The organism is Butyrivibrio sp. AE3004 (assembly GCF_000703165.1).
Classification (GTDB): Bacteria; Bacillota; Clostridia; order Lachnospirales; family Lachnospiraceae; genus Butyrivibrio.
Genome location: NZ_JNLQ01000002.1, coordinates 2,467,368 through 2,484,649 on the forward strand (window position 1 = coordinate 2,467,368; position 17,282 = coordinate 2,484,649).

At 41.2% G+C, this 17,282-nt stretch carries 16 protein-coding genes; 2 read left to right on the forward strand and 14 right to left on the reverse strand.

Annotated features, from left to right (window positions below; genetic code table 11):
• Positions 1 to 154: 154 nt before the first annotated feature.
• The 3 genes from BV60_RS0113665 to BV60_RS0113675 all read right to left on the reverse strand — a co-directional run bounded on the left by BV60_RS0113665 (position 155) and on the right by BV60_RS0113675 (position 3,287).
• Entirely contained in the window at positions 155 to 1,030 is an 876-nt protein-coding gene (locus tag BV60_RS0113665) for a 3-hydroxyacyl-CoA dehydrogenase family protein (RefSeq protein ID WP_029322614.1), read from the reverse strand.
• 113 nt (positions 1,031 to 1,143) lie between these two features.
• Positions 1,144 to 1,938 carry an enoyl-CoA hydratase-related protein gene (locus tag BV60_RS0113670; RefSeq protein ID WP_029322616.1) on the reverse strand — a complete coding sequence of 265 codons (795 nt, stop codon included), beginning with the start codon at positions 1,936 to 1,938 and terminating at the stop codon, positions 1,144 to 1,146.
• Positions 1,939 to 2,108: 170 nt separating this feature from the next.
• Positions 2,109 to 3,287 (reverse strand): acetyl-CoA C-acetyltransferase, encoded by a 1,179-nt coding sequence (locus BV60_RS0113675; protein WP_029322618.1) that lies wholly within the window; start codon positions 3,285 to 3,287, stop codon positions 2,109 to 2,111.
• A 540-nt stretch (positions 3,288 to 3,827) separates the two neighbouring features.
• Between BV60_RS0113675 and hpf the strand changes: the two genes are divergently transcribed.
• On the forward strand, positions 3,828 to 4,355 hold the full coding sequence (hpf, locus tag BV60_RS0113680; RefSeq protein WP_029322619.1) for a ribosome hibernation-promoting factor, HPF/YfiA family: 528 nt from the start codon (positions 3,828 to 3,830) through the stop codon (positions 4,353 to 4,355).
• Positions 4,356 to 4,569: 214 nt separating this feature from the next.
• Here hpf and BV60_RS0113685 read toward each other — a convergent pair whose 3' ends face one another.
• The gene (locus BV60_RS0113685) at positions 4,570 to 5,907 is read right to left on the reverse strand and encodes a C40 family peptidase (protein ID WP_029322621.1); all 1,338 of its coding nucleotides are present in this window, start codon (positions 5,905 to 5,907) and stop codon (positions 4,570 to 4,572) included.
• Positions 5,908 to 6,224: 317 nt separating this feature from the next.
• Positions 6,225 to 7,160 carry a thioredoxin-disulfide reductase gene (gene trxB / locus BV60_RS0113690; protein WP_029322622.1) on the reverse strand — a complete coding sequence of 312 codons (936 nt, stop codon included), beginning with the start codon at positions 7,158 to 7,160 and terminating at the stop codon, positions 6,225 to 6,227.
• Between the two features lie 272 nt (positions 7,161 to 7,432).
• On the opposite strand from trxB, the gene ymfI reads away from it, so the two are divergent.
• The gene (gene ymfI, locus BV60_RS0113695; RefSeq protein WP_029322624.1) at positions 7,433 to 8,179 is read left to right on the forward strand and encodes an elongation factor P 5-aminopentanone reductase; all 747 of its coding nucleotides are present in this window, start codon (positions 7,433 to 7,435) and stop codon (positions 8,177 to 8,179) included.
• 29 nt (positions 8,180 to 8,208) lie between these two features.
• Here the strand turns inward: ymfI and lgt are convergent, their stop codons facing one another.
• The 9 genes from lgt to BV60_RS0113740 all read right to left on the reverse strand — a co-directional run bounded on the left by lgt (position 8,209) and on the right by BV60_RS0113740 (position 17,230).
• The gene (lgt, locus tag BV60_RS0113700; RefSeq protein WP_029322626.1) at positions 8,209 to 8,961 is read right to left on the reverse strand and encodes a prolipoprotein diacylglyceryl transferase; all 753 of its coding nucleotides are present in this window, start codon (positions 8,959 to 8,961) and stop codon (positions 8,209 to 8,211) included.
• A 30-nt stretch (positions 8,962 to 8,991) separates the two neighbouring features.
• Positions 8,992 to 9,354 (reverse strand): response regulator, encoded by a 363-nt coding sequence (locus tag BV60_RS0113705; RefSeq protein ID WP_029322628.1) that lies wholly within the window; start codon positions 9,352 to 9,354, stop codon positions 8,992 to 8,994.
• Between the two features lie 12 nt (positions 9,355 to 9,366).
• Complete coding sequence (locus BV60_RS0113710; RefSeq protein WP_029322630.1) at positions 9,367 to 10,254, reverse strand: chemotaxis protein CheX; 888 nt, start codon at positions 10,252 to 10,254, stop codon at positions 9,367 to 9,369.
• A gap of 78 nt (positions 10,255 to 10,332) precedes the next feature.
• Positions 10,333 to 11,622: an SseB family protein gene (locus BV60_RS0113715; protein ID WP_029322631.1), complete on the reverse strand. Its 1,290-nt coding sequence runs from the start codon at positions 11,620 to 11,622 to the stop codon at positions 10,333 to 10,335.
• A 27-nt stretch (positions 11,623 to 11,649) separates the two neighbouring features.
• A complete protein-coding gene (locus BV60_RS0113720) occupies positions 11,650 to 12,942 on the reverse strand; it encodes a M18 family aminopeptidase (protein WP_029322633.1) in 1,293 nt (430 codons plus the stop codon).
• An 87-nt stretch (positions 12,943 to 13,029) separates the two neighbouring features.
• Positions 13,030 to 13,860: a putative ABC transporter permease gene (locus BV60_RS21180; protein WP_051656736.1), complete on the reverse strand. Its 831-nt coding sequence runs from the start codon at positions 13,858 to 13,860 to the stop codon at positions 13,030 to 13,032.
• 69 nt (positions 13,861 to 13,929) lie between these two features.
• On the reverse strand, positions 13,930 to 14,568 hold the full coding sequence (locus BV60_RS0113730; protein ID WP_029322635.1) for an endonuclease III domain-containing protein: 639 nt from the start codon (positions 14,566 to 14,568) through the stop codon (positions 13,930 to 13,932).
• Positions 14,569 to 14,645: 77 nt separating this feature from the next.
• Positions 14,646 to 15,098 (reverse strand): hypothetical protein, encoded by a 453-nt coding sequence (locus BV60_RS0113735; protein WP_029322636.1) that lies wholly within the window; start codon positions 15,096 to 15,098, stop codon positions 14,646 to 14,648.
• A complete protein-coding gene (locus BV60_RS0113740) occupies positions 15,095 to 17,230 on the reverse strand; it encodes a hypothetical protein (RefSeq protein ID WP_197029564.1) in 2,136 nt (711 codons plus the stop codon). Before BV60_RS0113740 ends, BV60_RS0113735 begins: the two co-directional genes overlap by 4 nt.
• Positions 17,231 to 17,282: the final 52 nt, after the last annotated feature.

Genomic DNA, 17,282 nt, shown 5'->3' on the forward strand with positions numbered 1-17,282 from the left:
CTCCTAAATGTTTAAAACCCTCATCCGCCCCTTAGGGCTGCCTTCTCCCAAAGGAAGAAGGCTTTGATTTGGTGTTTTCTCTTTTTATATGAAGTTCGATTCTCGCTTCGCCAGGTCGAACTAAGCAGTACACCGGGCATCTGCCGCCTGGTGATTACTTTCTATCTGTGGGCACCTTGCCGCCATCGCTGTAATCATAGAAGCCGATGCCGGTCTTAACGCCAAGCTTCTTACCACGAACCATCTTACGAAGAAGAGGGCAAGCACGATACTTGGAATCACCTGTCTCTTTGTAAAGAACATCCATGATTGCAAGAACGATATCAAGACCGATGTAGTCACCGAGTTCAAGGGGTCCCATAGGATGGTTGCAGCCAAGCTTCATAGCTGTGTCAACACCCTGGATATCTGAAACACCTTCAGAATAAACGAAGATACCTTCGTTGATCATGGGAACAAGGATACGGTTTACTACGAAACCAGCTGCCTCGTTAACCTGAACAGGAGTCTTGCCAAGATCCTCAGAGATCTTCTTGATTTTCTCAACATCGGCTTCAGGTGTGTTTGCACCCTGGATTACCTCAACCAGCTTCATAACAGGAGCGGGATTGAAGAAGTGCATACCGATAACCGGCTTAGGAAGACCTGCACCAATCTCTGTGATTGAAAGAGATGATGTGTTTGATGCAAAAATGCAATCAGGATTCTTTACGATATTCTCTTCAAGCTCCTTAAAAAGGTTCTTCTTGATATCCATAACTTCAAGAGCAGCTTCTACAACGAGATCAGCATCTGTGCAGATGTCGTTAAGACCTGTCTGGATTTTGCCTGTGATTGCGTCAGCCTTAGCCTGATCAATCTTTCCCTTTGAAACCTGTTTGTCAAGGTTCTTCTTAATTTTTGCAAAGCCACCTTCAGCGAACTCTGTCTTAATATCGCAAAGGTAAACTTTTTCTACTGTATCTGCCTGTGCAAAAGTCTGTGCAATACCTGCACCCATTGTACCTGCGCCAATTACTGCTACTTTCATTTATATATCCTCCTGGAATAATTATTTACATATGGAAGTTCTGCTCTCAGGGAAATGCCCTCGCCAGAACAAAGTAGTACACTAAGCTCGACAAGACCTCGCTAAGTGATTTTTTACGCATTTTTAAAATCTACAACTTTAACCTTCTTGGGATCATCCTTTTTACGAAGGAAGTTAGCCATACCTTCACGCTGATCTTCTGTCTCGAAGCAATCACCGAAAATCTTTTCCTCAAGCTCGATAGCCTTATCGATGTCAAGCTGAAGACCTTCGTTGATAGCCTTCTTGCATGCACGAACTGCGATAGGTGCATTTGCTGCGATGGTGTTAGCCATCTTCTCAGCTGCAGGAAGGAGCTCTTCAAGTGTATATACTTCATTTACAAGACCGATTCTCTTAGCCTCATCAGCTTTGATATTACGTGCTGTGTAAATAAGCTGCTTAGCCATGCCTGCACCGATAAGACGTGCAAGTCTCTGTGTTCCGCCAAATCCGGGAGTAATTCCAAGACCAACCTCAGGCTGACCAAACATAGCATTATCAGAACAGATACGGATATCACAGCTCATAGAAATCTCGCAGCCGCCGCCAAGAGCGAATCCGTTAACTGCTGCAATTGTAGGAATAGGGAATGTCTCAAGCTTTCTGAATACGTCATTACCTTTCTTACCAAAAGCTTCACCCTCTGCCTTTGTCAGTGTGCTCATCTCTCCGATGTCAGCACCTGCAACAAATGACTTTTCTCCTGCACCTGTAAGAACAAGAGCTCTTACTGTGTTAACATCAATGCTGTCAAGAGCAGCGTTAAGGTCATCAAGGACCTGGCTGTTAAGAGCATTGAGTGCTTCAGGACGGTTGATTGTAAGAACAGCAATTTTGTCCTTAACTTCAACATTAACAAATCCCATTTTCTTTTCCTCCTTATTTTCTTTATATTAAATCTATCATTTGAACCATAATCCAAACTAAATGATTTAAATATCCTTTAAAAATCCATCAATTCATTTTCACGAAAATGTCATGATGTTTCATTACTTAAGCGCTGCAGGAATATCCTACAGCGCTCTTTATTTTTTGATTAATCGCGTTCAACGATAGTAGCACAACCCATACCACCACCGATGCAAAGAGTAGCAAGACCACGCTTCTTGTCAGATCTCTGCATCTCATGAAGAAGAGTAACAAGAATACGGCATCCTGAAGCTCCTACAGGGTGTCCGAGTGCAATAGCACCACCGTTTACGTTAAGTTTTGAAAGGTCAAAGCCAAGGTCCTTACCAACAGCTACAGACTGAGCTGCGAATGCCTCGTTTGCCTCATAGATATCGATATCGTCAATTGTAAGACCTGTACGATCAAGAACCTTCTTTGTAGCTGCAACAGGACCAACACCCATGATCGAAGGATCTACACCGCCAAGAGCACCTGCTACCCATGTAGCCATAGGCTTAACGCCAAGCTCCTTAGCCTTCTCTTCGCTCATAACAACAATAGCAGCAGCACCATCATTGATACCTGAAGCGTTACCTGCAGTTGTAACACCATCCTTATTGATAGGGCGAAGCTTTGCAAGACCTTCCATTGTAGAACCCGGACGAGGGCCTTCATCTGTATCAAATACAACTGTATCCTTCTTAACCTTAACTTCTACAGGAACGATCTCATCCTTGAACTTACCAGCCTTCTGAGCTGCCTCTGTCTTCTGCTGACTGTTAAGAGCAAACTCATCAAGTTCTTCTCTTGTAAGCTTCCACTGCTCTGCTACATTATCAGCAGTCTGGATCATGTGGTAATCATTGAATGCATCCCAAAGAGCATCATTTACCATGCAATCCTTTAATACGCCGTTATTCATACGATAACCGAAACGAGCCTTGTCAAGTGCAAAAGGAGCCATAGACATGTTCTCCATACCACCTGCAACTACGATATCAGCATCACCTGATCTAATCATCTCAGCAGCCATGTTTACGCAGTTCAGACCTGAACCACAAACAACATTGACAGTAACTGCCGGAACCTCTACGGGAAGACCTGCCTTAATTGATGCCTGACGTGCTACGTTCTGTCCGAGACCAGCCTGGATAACGCAGCCCATAAGAACCTCGTCAACCTGCTCCGGCTTAACGCCTGCTCTGTTTAACGCTTCCTTGATAACGATAGAGCCAAGATCTGCTGCCGGTGTGTTAGAGAGCGCTCCGCCCATCTTACCGATTGCAGTTCTGCATGCGCCTGCCAATACTACTTTCTGTGCCATAGATGCTACCTCCGTTTCGGGACATTTGTCCGCAAATTATTTATTATTTTGTTGCTTGTTATTTTTTTGTCACAACGAATATATTATAGCATGCAGACATTTTTCTGTGCAAGGAAAAGCACTGTCAATATATCCTTTTTTTATTAAATTTTTGTAAAGATGTAATATTTGCACATAAATAAAAAAGTCAATATATAAAATTTATTTTAATTTTAGAAAGTTTTTAAAAGTTATCCACAATTTTAAAATATGGAATGCCTATTTTTCGACTTATACACGAAGTTATCCACATCATCCACATTTATCCACACAAAAACCAAATTTTTCCACGCTTAAAAACAAACATATTTTTTGTATGACTTTCACAAAAATAATAAAAAATAAAAGATTTCTAAACTAGCTTTTATTAAATTGCGTATTCTTATAGATAAATGATATAATTTAACTGAATATTCAGAGAACAACTCACAAGTGACTCTCATTTCTAAAGTAATACTCTGGATAAGCTATAATATACTAAACTGCAAAGGGGATGATTGCATGAAATTCACTATTATTGGTAAGAACATCGATGTAACACCCGGACTGAGATCAGCAGTGGAGGAAAAAATCGGAAAGCTCGAAAAGTACTTCACTCCGGAAACAAATGTCAACGTAACATTAACCGCTGACAAGGATCGTCATAAGATTGAGGTGACCATACCCGTTAAAGGTAAGATCATAAGATCCGAACAGGTCAGCAACGATATGTACGTATCAATTGATCTTGTGGAGGAGATTATTGAACGTCAGCTGAAAAAATATAAGAGCAAACTTGTAAACAAGCACCAGACCGAAATCAGTAACTTTAAGAAAGAATATATTGATAACGAAGATTTTGATGATGAAGAAATCAAGATCGTCAGAGTAAAGAAATTTGATCTTAAGCCAATGTATGTAGAGGATGCTGCCATCCAGATGGAGCTCCTTGGCCACAACTTCTTCGTATTCATCAATGCTGAGACAGATCAGCCCAATGTTGTTTACAAAAGAAAAGGAAATACATACGGCCTTATTGAACCCGACTAATTCTAATGACTAAAAAAACCAGATTGGATGCAAGCATCCATCTGGTTTTTTTTTACAAGTCACTTAGTATTTTTTATCTTCAGAGCGGAGACTCGTAAATGCTATGCATTTACTCGTTTCGGCTTCTCGCCGAATGAATTATAAAAAATAAAGACCAGTTCGGATGCAAGCATCCTTCTGGTCTTATTTTTTATAATTCGCTTGGCTCTGAAGATTAGAAGATTCTTCTAACTGCCAATACCTGTCTGTATCCTGCGTCTGAAATCTTGATACCTGTCTTAGCTGTGGAAGCATGTACAATCTGTCCACCACCGATATAGATTCCTACGTGACCTGAGTAACATACAATGTCACCGGCCTGTGCATTTGCAAGTCCATCAACTGCTGCTCCGACGCTTCTGTCCGCACCACTTGAGTGAGGAAGACTTACACCAAAGTTAGCATATACGCTCATTACAAATCCTGAACAGTCTGTTCCGTTTGTAAGACTGGATCCTCCGTATACATAAGGATTACCAACAAACTGAGTAGCAAAGGAAGCAACTGCAGATCCGATAGAACTTGACTGTGTTGTATAGCTTCCTGCTGAATTATAGTTCTTAGAGCCCTTAGAACCGCCTTCTGATGAAGAACTCTTTGTTCCCTTCTTAGCCTGGGCAAGTGCTGCGAGACGAGCCTCTTCTTCTTTCTTAAGACGAGCTTCCTCTTCTGCCTTGGACTCTGCTTCAACGAACTCTGTAGAAAGCTCTACATAATCCATTGATACGTAACCTTCACCTTCTTCGATGCTGACCTTAACCCAGCCATCAAGCTCTTCGGTTACAACAAGTTCATCTTCAATCGGTACAAGTCCGAGCACTTCATCATCTGTGCTGGGGCCGCTTCTTACTTTAAGTGTTGTAGTTGTAACAGTAGCAATACGCTTACCAACCTGTTTTGCAAGCTCAACTGCATCTTCGCCTGTTACGCAATACTCTGCCTTTACATAACCCTCAACTGAACCGGACTTAATCTTGTACCATCCGTCAGCCTCTTCTATGAAAGTACCTACGGAATCATCGTAAAGCTTACCGATGATCTCACCGTCCTCCTCGCTCGGGTTATCACGGACATTAACATAATCATTAACCTGAGCAATTACAAGAGATCTGAATCTCTCTTCTTCCTTTTCCTCTGCTGTAAGCTCCTCTTCGGCATTATCCTCAGTAACTTCCTCTTCAGTACCTGTTCCGGGTTCTTCCTGAGGAATTGTAGCTCCTGTTGCTTTCTGAATATCATTAAGAATGTTCTCCTGCAATGTAGATGCAAGAGGTGTTGTCTCTGTAATTGTTACTGCAGAATCTTCAATTTCGTTCTCAGCAACATCTGTATCATTGTCACCTGCAAGGTTTGAAAGTGATACCGAATCACCTGTAAGAGCATAACTAATACCTGCAGACGGTAAAACTGTCGTTACCTTAGACGCTGATGCGTTGGCATTTATACCTACTCCTCCAATTGTTACCGCAGTAGCAACCCCCATCGCCAACAGCTGTAATCTAGTCTTTTGCAAAACGAACCTCCAAAATATTTGTTACGAATTTGTTACATCTTTTAAAAATATACTCTGTAAACATCAATTTGTCAACTCTCCTTAATCAATTTCGCGTAAAATTGAAAGGCTTAAATAAGCCTTTTTTTCAATTGAGCAATATATTAACTCAATTTACAAACAGTAAAAGAGCCAGTAACCATGCGGCTTCTGACCCTTTTCAATATGTTGTATTAAAAAAAATATAAAATACATTATTTGGTTAAATAAGTGTTTCATTAATCAAAACATATATACATTATTTCGACTATACGGTACTCAATCGGTCAACAAATTATTTACTTCTTTCCAACCAGGAAATCCTGAACAGATGTAACAGCATTTGCTCCATCCGCAACTGCCGTAACAATCTGGCGGAGCCGCTTCTTTCTTGAATCTCCGGCAACAAATACGCCCGGTGTAGAGGTTACTCCACTCTCGTCAGCGATGATATATCCGGTACCATCCATGTCTGCAAGTCCTGCAAAAGACTCAGTAAGAGGATGGATACCAATTGCAACAAAAAGAGCATCTGTTTCAACATCCTTTGTTTCACCTGTCTTAACATTTTTAACAGCAACAGATGAAACTTTGGTGTCACCCTTGACCTCTTCGATCACGCTATCCCATATAACTTCAACATTTGGCAGTGACAATAATTCATCCTGAAGTATTTTTGCAGCGCGAAGCTCATCTCTTCTATGAACCAGATATACCTTTTTACAGCCCCTTGCAAGAAAAATAGCATCTTCAACAGCAACATCACCACCGCCATTTACAACTGCCACCTTATCCCTGAAAAAAGCGCCGTCACAGGTCGCACAATATGAAACTCCACGTCCTGTAAATTCCTCCTCGCCTTTAATTCCAAGTTTGTTATGAGATGCGCCTGTAGCAAGTAAAACAGTTTTAGTTTCGTATTCTCCCTGGTCTGTTACAACCTTAAAAACAGGTGCCTCCTTTTCGTTTCCTTCTTTTTCTATTAATATAGAAGAAACACAACCTTCTGCAAATTCCGCCCCAAGCTTATCCGCATGTTCACGGAACTTCATTCCCATATCAAAGCCATTTATTCCGGGAAGTCCTAAATAATTATCCACCTCATATGTTATAAGTATCTGTCCGCCGCTAACGGGATCCTTCTCGATCACAAGTGTATTAAGTCCTGCTCTCTTAGCATAAACGGCAGCTGAAAGTCCGGCAGGACCGGAACCTATTATTACAAGATCTCTCATATTAAATAACCTCCATTTTGTCATTCAGGCATAGCAATGGTACATCATTTCTTAAATAAAGTTTTGTCTGACTATCTTAAGTCTAATTACAAAGATAATGTTTTCATTCGAAAAATAACATTTTATAATTTGTTCTTAATTCAATTGTGTACAATTATTATTTATAGGGTATATAATACCCTCAAAAGTCTGATTTGTAAATACCTTTTTATGTTAAGATATAAGCAAATCTACATTTATAAATATAATAAAACCATGGAGAAAACAAAAAAATGAATTCAAATAAAGGTCCGGTTCTGATAACAGGTGCATCAAGAGGCATAGGCAAAGCAATCGCAGAAGTATTCGCCAAAAACGGTTATAATCTGTATCTTTGCTGTAAAAACAGTATTGAATCGCTAAACGAATTTTCAGAGAAGCTTTCTACAATGTACAAAATAACATCTCATGCATTCCAATGCGATGTTTCGGATGAAAACAGCGTAATATCCCTTTTTATCTCCATCATGGATAAATGCGGACAATCCCCCGAAATAGTCATAAACAACGCAGGAATAGCATGGTATGGTCTTCTGACCGATATGACCTCAGATGAATGGCACAAGGTTATGAGTACCAATCTGGATTCAGTTTTCCATGTTTGTAAAAATGCCGTTCCTTATATGGTAAGAAACGGGCATGGAAAAATCATAAATATATCTTCTGTATGGGGCAATGTAGGCGCTTCCTGCGAGGTCGCATACTCAGCCTCAAAGGGTGGAGTCAATTCCTTTACAAAAGCTCTTGCAAAAGAACTTGCTCCCAGTGGAATTCAGGTAAATGCTATCTCCTGCGGTGTGATCGATACAGAGATGAACAGATCACACCTGTCAGAAGAAAATCTGAATGAACTTGCTTCAGAGATACCTGCTGACAGAATCGGAACTCCTGAGGAAGTCGGTGAATTCGCTGTATCTCTTGCATCTTCACCATCATATCTCACTGGTCAGATCATCACTATAGATGGCGGATGGATTTAAGCCGGTATACTATAACAATACGCTGTAAATTAAAATCTCATATCAAGCTTTGGAGCTGCCAAGAAGAGAAACGCCCCAATAGAAACAATCACAAATGAGATTATCTGTGAGGTTGAAAGCACCCCAATACTTCCTCTGTAATCAGCCCGGAAAAACTCAATTATAAATCTTCCGATTCCGTACATAACAAGATACATTGCTGCTGTTCTTCCTTTTGTTTCTGTTTTACCTGAAAACCATATCAGAAATGCACCTATAAGAAAGTCACCTGCTGATGACATAAGCTGTGTCGGAATAAGCTGTACACCGTTTGGTGCAAAATCGGAATGTGTAAATACAACATGAAAAGGACTCGTCGTTTCAGCACCGTAGCAGCACCCTGCGCAAAAACATCCTATACGACCAAAGCCCTGAGCAATCGCGACTGCAGGCATAACAACATCAAAATATTTCAAAAAATCTTCATGTTTTCTCTTAACATAAATATAGCTTGCCAGGATCCCTCCTATGATTCCTCCATATACAACATAACCGTTTGCGAAGTCCCAAAAGATAGAGGGATCTTTCATTATATTCGGCAGCTCTACAACATAAAACAGAAGCCTGCAACCAAGCAGGCCTCCGATTATTGCGCAATAGAAAATACCATATATCGTATCTTCCGATAGGCCCTTCTTTATTCCTCTTTTTAGTACAATCATGAGAGCTGTCAGAAATCCGACAGCAATCATAAGGCCGTACATGTGTAATGTAACAGGTCCTATCTTTATATCATTAAACATAATTCCTCATTTCCAAGCATTACTTTTGCATTACTTTTGCATTACTTTATCTATCGCGGATATCACCGTATCCTCATCCAGCGGCTTGGTTATGAATTCTGCTGCGCCACTTTCAATGGCTTCCTTTACTTTCTCATTCTGACCTGCTGCCGTTATCATAATAACCCTGGCATCAGGATAAGCCTTATGAATGAGCTTCAAGCCCTGGATTCCATCCATAACCGGCATAGTAATATCCATAGTTACAATATCGGGATTGTATTTTCCGTAATCATCGAAGCCCTCCTGCCCATTGGTAGCTTCATCAACAACAATGTGGCCATGCCTCTCAAGCATGTCCTTCAGTACTCTTCTGGAAGTTCTTGAATCATCAACAATAAGAATCTTTGCCATAGCCGCTTCTCCTCATTTTACAGTAGTGTTACTGTGTGCAGAAACAATAAGAAGTACCTCCGTATCACAACAGTATACGGGCATAATACGAATATCCTCTCCGTCAATCTCACCAAACTTTGTTATAAAGTAAGGCGGTTCAAGTTCAATCTTCTTACCCTTTTTACTTCTATCTGTAGCATACAGACCGTTTATACAGTTAATAAGCTCACACATGGCATCAAGCGCATCTTCTTCAGTTTCAATGAATTCTTCCTTGGTATAGCTTTTTGCAAGCTTTTGAAGATTTTCATTTTTACCGATAAGAGCTACCGTAGCCTTAACATCTCCATCAAAAGATTGATATGCTATACATTCTTCTTTAATGTTATGAACTGTATATACATTACCCAGATAAAGATGTGTATCAACAAGTCTGTACAGATTCTTTATTCCATAATCGAAAAGCGCATTGTATTCCGGATCATCAGTTCCGGAAAAAATTGGAACAATCAGTTCGATGTCTCCGCTTTTTAAAGCAGTCATCTGCTCGTCATTAAGTCCCTTTTCCTGCTGATACATCTTAAGAGTCTCATCTAATTCCTCAAGACTCATCATCTCCTTAGCAATAAGCGCAGATGTAAATGTCTGAAACTCATTGCCCTGAAGCGATAAAAGATAACCAACCTGTATTTCAGAAAGATACCCTCTCTCTATGGCAAGATCACCAAAGCGCTTATCCATTGTAGCCTGGAGTGCATTAATCTCCTCCGCCTGCGCAACAGTCATTAGCTTCTCGTTGACAGCTATGACACCAAGCTTAGCTCTTTTTGACTCCTGCACCTGGTAAGCCAGAGACAGCTGAGCTTTTGAAAGCTTTCCTCTGTCTAAAAGGTATTTTCCCATGATTCGGTCGAACATAATCCCCCTCCATGCTTAGCAAAGAAAAATACAATTAACCTATCATTAATAATATCACAAAATGTAGTAGTACACTATTTATTCTTCATCTGATGCTTTCGCTGCAATTCCCTTACCGCTCATTGCTGACTGAACTGCCGCTTCAGTTTCGGAAAGCTTTTTCTTTTGTGTCTTTGTGCCGGCATTCTTACCTGCAGATGCAGCCTGAGCTGCCATATGCAGAGCAAGCATTCTGTCTCTTGGAATCATAACCTTCTGACCATTGGGATTAATTATGATACCATTCTTATCTCCAACAAATTTCAGAATATCTCCAAATCCAAAAACCGCGCCCTTGTAATCGGTATTTCTGAAAGCCTTACTAAACTCTATTCCATCTGTAAATACCGGAAGAAAATGTTTTTCATCCGAGCTCTTGATTTCAGGGAATCTAATCTTTGTATCCGCAGTAAATTTATATCTGCCATCATCCAGAACCTCAACAGGTCCCTCATGCATCATAGGCACAATATAATGTGCAGCCTGGGCTGCCTGAGCCATGCGCATCTCCTTGGCTGCCAGAACAGCATCTCTCTTCTCATACTTAACCGGCCATCTTGCTTCTCCAAGAAAGTCAAGAATCGCAAAAACAAGCTCAGGATTTTTGGGAGATTTATCCCCACCATTACCCCAGTCTCCGGGTGCAGCAACAATCTCATTTCTCTTAAAGTGCGCTCTGTAAAAACCATTATCAACAATGAAATTTTCAGCACCTAAGTAGTAAAGATAATCAAAGAATGTTCTTCTCTCACTTGCTGACTCAGCATCATTATCGGCCTTGCAGGGACGCACTATAAGCTTTCTGAACTGCTTGGAGAAAGCATTCACAGCAGCCTGGGCATATTCCTCGCTTGAATATATATTTATATATCCGTGATCAATAAAGGGATATCCTGTCATAGAATCAAAGAGCACATAAAGTGTCTTTGCATCTCTTACCCTGCCAAGAATCTCATTGTAAACCTTTCTGTGATTTGCTTCGTATCCCGGAATGGGTGCAATCCTCTGATACCCCTCCTGAACAGTCAAAAGGAATAAAAGCTCCTGCATGGAAAAGAATTTGATAGTATCAAGATTAAGATCCTCTTCATATACAAGCTGTCCGATTTCATCTTTTCTCTCATCTGAAAGGGGATCTTCAAATTCCAGATTCTCCTGTCCCTCTATCCTTATGGGATTTAGCTTTCCGGGAGACGGCCATCCCAAATCTTTATGCTTCTCCTTAAGCTCTTCAAGAGCTTTTTCTCTCTGCTCTGCTTCCTGTTCCATAAGAAGAGCTTCTTCCTCTTCCCTATTCTTCTTATTACCCAAAAAATCAAAAAGTCCCATGAAAAAATATCTCCGTTCTATAAAAAATTAAGCCTTTATATCAGCCTCGAAAAATGTCTTTGAAAAATCAATCAGATACTGAACATCTTTAACACCTGCAGTCTCATATGGTGAATGCATTGCAAGCTGTGCCATACCTATATCAACTGTGCGAACTGCAACCTGTGTTCCCGAAATATTACCAAGTGTTGATCCGCCTGCAACATCCGAACGATTCGTAAAGGTCTGATAAGGGACCTTTGCTTTATCGCAGATCATCTTACAAATAGCGCCGGAAACAGCATCGGTTGTGTACTTCTGGTTAGCATTGTATTTGATAACAATTCCTTTGTTCATCTGTGGTCTGTTAACAGGATCTGCTTTTTCAACATTATTGGGATGAACTGCATGGGCATTATCGGCAGATACCATAAAGCTGTTGGCGATTGATACAAGATAATCTTCTCTGTTCTTTCCGAAGAAATCATTGATCCTCAGAAGAGTATCCTTTAAGAAGGTCGATGCCGCACCCTGTCTTGTAGTGCTTCCCACCTCTTCATTGTCAAATACCACATGCATTATCACGTTCTTTTTATTGGAAGCGTTTATAAAACCTTCAAAGGATCCGTAGCAGCACTCAAGATCATCTAACCGTCCCGATGACACATACTCTTCATCGGCTCCCCATACTGAAGGCTCCACTCTGTTGTAAAGGAAAAGATCATGTGAAACTATATCACCTTCCTCTACTCCGGCCTCTTCTGCAATGAGCTTCATAAATTTATCCTTGCTGTCTGCATCACCAAAAATGGGAAGCATATCCTTCTGAGCATTGTACTTATGTCCATCATTAGCTTCTCTGTCCATATGTATAGCAAGAGAAGGAAGCATAACAAGATCTCTGTCCACATTTACAAGTCTGGATGAAACACCGATTGCATCACCCTCCTTAGCCTTGACCATCACTCTTCCGGCAATGGAGAGCGGTCTGTCAAACCATGGAGCACAGAGCATCCCACCGTACTTTTCCACATTGAGTATCACGTAAGCGGAAGCTGATTCAATTTCAGGATTCTCCTTTATCTTAAAACTGGGAGAATCGCTGTGACTTGCTATCATATAAAAACCATTGTAATCATCCGCCGGAATCTTAAATGAAATAATGGAAGAGCCTGATCTTGTAACAAAATAATTGCCGCCCTTCTCAAGCTCCCATTTTCGATCTTCCTTAAGTTCTGTAAACCCTTCCTCAAGAAGTCTCTTTGACATCACTGAAACTGCATGGTATGCAGTAGGACTTTCCTTAATAAAATCCGTTAATCCTTTTATTGTTTCTTTCATTTCTTCACCTTCTGTTCTCTTGCCCTCTGAATATCTCTTGAAAAGGATTTCTTCGGGCAGTTCTTTTATTTTTCAAACAAACTTACACTATCTCTCATTGCCGGTTATTCTATCCTGAAGACCTTTGTAAAACTCTGACATTCTGTCTGTATTCAACTTCCTGCCACCTCTGAAGACAGGGCGTTTAAATCTGAAATTCTTTATATTCTTAAGCTGATATCTCTGTCTGAAGTCCAATGATTCCGCTGCTGATGCTATAGCCTCTCTTGCTCTTGCGGGAACAGCGGTAATTGCTTCCTTAGCCCTTACCGGTGTAGCTGCAGCTGTCTGATACACATCCTCCATCTTTTCATCAAATTCTGCCATCGCTCCCTCGACCATATCAAGAAGATGAATAAGACTTGACACCGTAAGAACAAGATCCGCTGCAAGATATGCCATAAGCAAAAGCGCAATAACTTCTGCTACATACGGATTCACCATTGCCTTAACTTTCTCAGAAAAAGGAAGGACAAATCTGGTAACAAGCACACCCGCAACACCAAATCCTACTGTTGCCGGGACGCATACACGTCCGTTAATATTCAGCGGAATGTCGTTATATTCCCACCAAACCGCGTGGAATCTTTTCTCAAGAAAATATGATGTGCTGTATTCAAGAATAATACTGCCCACTGCACAAATAAGAAAAATCTTCCAAATTGGAATCATGTTGTATGGTATTCCTCTAAACCACGGAAGATACCCAAACACAATAGAGCATAGCACAGCTCCTGTACCATAAATAGGACAGATAGGTCCAAATAAAAAGCCTCTGTTTCTCCAATGTCCTTCCTTGACTGTGCAGTAAATACATTCATATACCCAGCCAACAAAACTATATATTACAAACTCTATAAAAAGTTTACTTATAAACATTTACTAATATGCTCCCCTGTAAAACAGTTATGCTTGTCGCAAGCCATTATCCATACTTTACGGTAAGCCTTAAGCATTTTTCTTTCCATACTTACAGATATCCTTCAGACAGCAATTACTGCAATCAGGCCTTCTTGCAACACAGACTTTCCTCCCATGCCACACAAATCTATGGCATAAGCTGTTACCTTCTTCAGGAGGGATTATTTTCCATAAAGCTTTCTCAACCTTTGCGGGATCCTTCTCATCATCCACAAGTCCTATCAGGTTACTGAGCCTTATGCAATGTGTATCGGTAACTATTGCGGGCTTGCCAAAAACATCTCCCATAACAAGATTGGCACTTTTTCGTCCTACACCTGGAAGTGCCAGTAATTCCTCCATGTTATCAGGGACTTTGTCATCATATTTTTCATGAAGCATTTTCATGCATGCACTGATATCTCTCGCCTTGGATTTTCCTAGGCCACATGGTCTTACGATCTCCTCAATCTCCGAAGGATCGGCATTTGCAAGAGCCTCCACAGTCGGAAATTTCTCATACAAAAGCGGAGTTGTCTTATCAACCCGTGCATCAGTGCACTGAGCAGCAAGCCTTACACTCACAAGGAGTTGCCATGCCTCACTGTAATCAAGAGTACAATCCGCATCGGGATACTCTTTTCTCAGCCTGTTTATCACTTCCAATGCTAACTGTTTTTTTGTCATAAAAACACACCCATCTATTTTATCGCATATTCCCAAAAAAAACGAGTCCGAAAAGCAAAAGCCTCCCGGACTCATTGTCAATTCTCTGTTTGCTCCAGCGCACTGTTGACAAGCTTCAATAGCTCAAGTGCACTTCTAAAATGAACGTTCTTTTTCTTTTCTGACCAAAGTACCTGTCCCTGCCAGGAGCTGTTCTGTCTGAACTTAACCTGTACAATAAATGTAGCCTTTTCACCCCTGTAGGTCTTCAAAGATCTGATAGGCTCTCTTTTCCTTATAGAGTTGGGGTTGTGATAATCCCTGGATTTATCCTTTTGTCCAAAAGTCCTGTAAGATGTAGTCCTCTGAGGAAAATCCCAGTTATCATACAGTCTGTCCATCAACATTACCATCTCATATCCACTTCCGAAAGGAAGTGCATCTTCCTCGTAGGGGGTCCACAAGACACCGTTAAAATCCCTGTCCGAAAACTCATCGACACAAATGCAGATTAAGTTTTTTCCATAAATACGTGATTCTGAATCAGTCATTTCTTATATCTCTTATCTCTTTTAATAGTCATCGCAGCCAGTAAAAGAACAGCAGCTGCAAATATCCCAAGATGTCCTTCCATATTAGTATCGTCTTCTGTTGAAGATCTTCTCGCACCAAGAACTTTGTCGCCTTTTTTTCCGGCACCCACGCTCACAGTTCCGTCCTGGCCTCTCTTGGCCCCGAGAACATTTTCATTTCCTGCGGATGTGGTGCCATCCTGCGGCGCCTCGGTCACTGAAGCATCGGCCTTTGTCTGATCCGTTGTATCAGCCTTTGAAGCAGAACTACCTGAAGCATTTGAATCACTTGATGTACCGGAATTATCCGATGTGTTTTCCTGATTTTCAGAATTATTTGAAGGTTTCTGAGCCTCAGCACCCGTATCGGATTTATCCTTTTTCTCTTCGTTTACAGCAGTATCACCTGCTTTTGTAACTGATAAAACACCGGGAACTTTTTCAATATCATAGTTCTCTGCCAGTGTACCTTCATTCAGCTCATAGGTAAAGTAGTTATAACTTTCTCCTACCTTTTTCTGCTTTCCGGTGAATTTGTAGGTAGCACCTTCTCCTTCAACGAAGCCATCCCCGGATACGGTTACTTCATGTTTTTCCAACACCTTATTATTATATTTCTTCTTAAGGCTGGCCGATGTGAGTATTACTTTTCTCTTATCAATAGTGAAAACACCGGGCTTAAACTCAAATTTGAACTGATTTGTTACGTCATTACCTTCGGAATCCCTGATTACTGGTGAACCGGTTATGGCAACGGGATAATTTCCTGCATTTTTACCTGTGGCCGTAGCAGATATGCCTGTTACTGTAAATGTTGAATCGCCAATCGTAACCGTAAGTACCTGAGCAGGGTCACCGTTTCCGTTTATCTGATATTCGGAATCGCTCCTGCCCTCAAGTGTGTAACCTGAAATAGTCTGCTCTTTTCCGGAATATTTACCAATGCCGTCAATACCCTCAATAGTGATGATATATTTTTGAGCATCCGTTCTCTCAACAACAGATATTCCGCCATAAGTGTAATTTATCTGGTAATTGTTTAAATCGGTTCCTTCCTTCACGGAACTGATGGTGAACGCATTAATATCGGTTCCTACTGCAGTCCTTGATCCGGTAAAGGTGTAATATGCACCCTGTCCCTCTACCCAGCCGTCTTCTTCCGCAAGAGGCGTATTGCCATTTGTTATCGGATTGCCGTCATAAGTCTTAACAAGATTCATGGACCTTAAGGTAACTGTTCTCTTCTGAACCACACCGCTTGTAGAAACTTTAAGTGAAGCAGGCGCTGTCACCTGTGTAAGCTCACTGTTATATACAATCGTTCCCGACAATGATACATCAAAAGTTGTATCGGCAACATTCTGCGCCGTTACAGTCACTTTGTTGTCAGCAAGTCCCGAAATATAAAAAGTCTCACCTGAGGAATCCGTAGCGGTAACCACAGCTACATCGGTTCCTCCTATAGTAACTGTCTGGGCATTCAGGCTCACCTTGACCTCATGGCTATTACCATCATATACAGGTGTCTCATCAGCAGTACCAGCTGCACTAAGATTACTTACAGAAACCGAGGCTTCATTTAAAGTGGTAGTTCCCACCTGCAAAGAATTACTGTCCTGAGTTTCCGGAGTGTCTGTATTTTGAGGAGCATCAGGACCGGAAACTGTTTCTGATACATCAGCTGCAGGAGTATTTCCACTACTTTCAGGCACTTCGCTCATATCCTGGCTGCTATTTAAATCTGAACCATTTGCAGCCTGAAGATTATTCCCCGCATCAATAGTAGACTCTGATTCCAGACCATTACCAGTTTCAAGACCATTGTCTGTTCCATCTGCATTAGTTTCTTCCGCAGGGTTATCTGTATCGGATGCACTGCTCTCATCGGATTGTCTGTTACCGTTTAACCCACCTTCTGTTAAGGAAACTTCAAATGTCTCTGTAATATCTCCTATATCAGTGGCCTTATCCGGATCAGCCTCTCCCACTTCTCCGATCATACCCGAAGTGTCTGTCTGCATCTCCCCGGTGGCAGCATCTTCTCCGGAAGTCGAAAACTCAGCACACACTTTATATGAATCAGCTGTGCTGACCGTTAAGGCCGCTGCCATAATACACGCAACAACTGTATTCTTGCCTATTTTTCTAATATTTTTCCCCTTC

Bases quoted from the DNA above. Each gene is read 5' to 3' on its own strand.
- BV60_RS0113665 (WP_029322614.1), bottom strand. From the start codon at position 1,030: ATGAAAGTAGCAGTAATTGGCGCAGGTACAATGGGTGCAGGTATTGCA.
- BV60_RS0113670 (WP_029322616.1), bottom strand. From the start codon at position 1,938: ATGGGATTTGTTAATGTTGAAGTTAAGGACAAAATTGCTGTTCTTACA.
- BV60_RS0113675 (WP_029322618.1), bottom strand. From the start codon at position 3,287: ATGGCACAGAAAGTAGTATTGGCAGGCGCATGCAGAACTGCAATCGGT.
- hpf (WP_029322619.1), top strand. From the start codon at position 3,828: ATGAAATTCACTATTATTGGTAAGAACATCGATGTAACACCCGGACTG.
- trxB (WP_029322622.1), bottom strand. From the start codon at position 7,160: ATGAGAGATCTTGTAATAATAGGTTCCGGTCCTGCCGGACTTTCAGCT.
- ymfI (WP_029322624.1), top strand. From the start codon at position 7,433: ATGAATTCAAATAAAGGTCCGGTTCTGATAACAGGTGCATCAAGAGGC.
- lgt (WP_029322626.1), bottom strand. From the start codon at position 8,961: ATGTTTAATGATATAAAGATAGGACCTGTTACATTACACATGTACGGC.
- BV60_RS0113705 (WP_029322628.1), bottom strand. From the start codon at position 9,354: ATGGCAAAGATTCTTATTGTTGATGATTCAAGAACTTCCAGAAGAGTA.
- BV60_RS0113710 (WP_029322630.1), bottom strand. From the start codon at position 10,254: ATGTTCGACCGAATCATGGGAAAATACCTTTTAGACAGAGGAAAGCTT.
- BV60_RS0113715 (WP_029322631.1), bottom strand. From the start codon at position 11,622: ATGGGACTTTTTGATTTTTTGGGTAATAAGAAGAATAGGGAAGAGGAA.
- BV60_RS0113720 (WP_029322633.1), bottom strand. From the start codon at position 12,942: ATGAAAGAAACAATAAAAGGATTAACGGATTTTATTAAGGAAAGTCCT.
- BV60_RS21180 (WP_051656736.1), bottom strand. From the start codon at position 13,860: ATGTTTATAAGTAAACTTTTTATAGAGTTTGTAATATATAGTTTTGTT.
- BV60_RS0113730 (WP_029322635.1), bottom strand. From the start codon at position 14,568: ATGACAAAAAAACAGTTAGCATTGGAAGTGATAAACAGGCTGAGAAAA.
- BV60_RS0113735 (WP_029322636.1), bottom strand. From the start codon at position 15,098: ATGACTGATTCAGAATCACGTATTTATGGAAAAAACTTAATCTGCATT.
- BV60_RS0113740 (WP_197029564.1), bottom strand. From the start codon at position 17,230: ATGGCAGCGGCCTTAACGGTCAGCACAGCTGATTCATATAAAGTGTGT.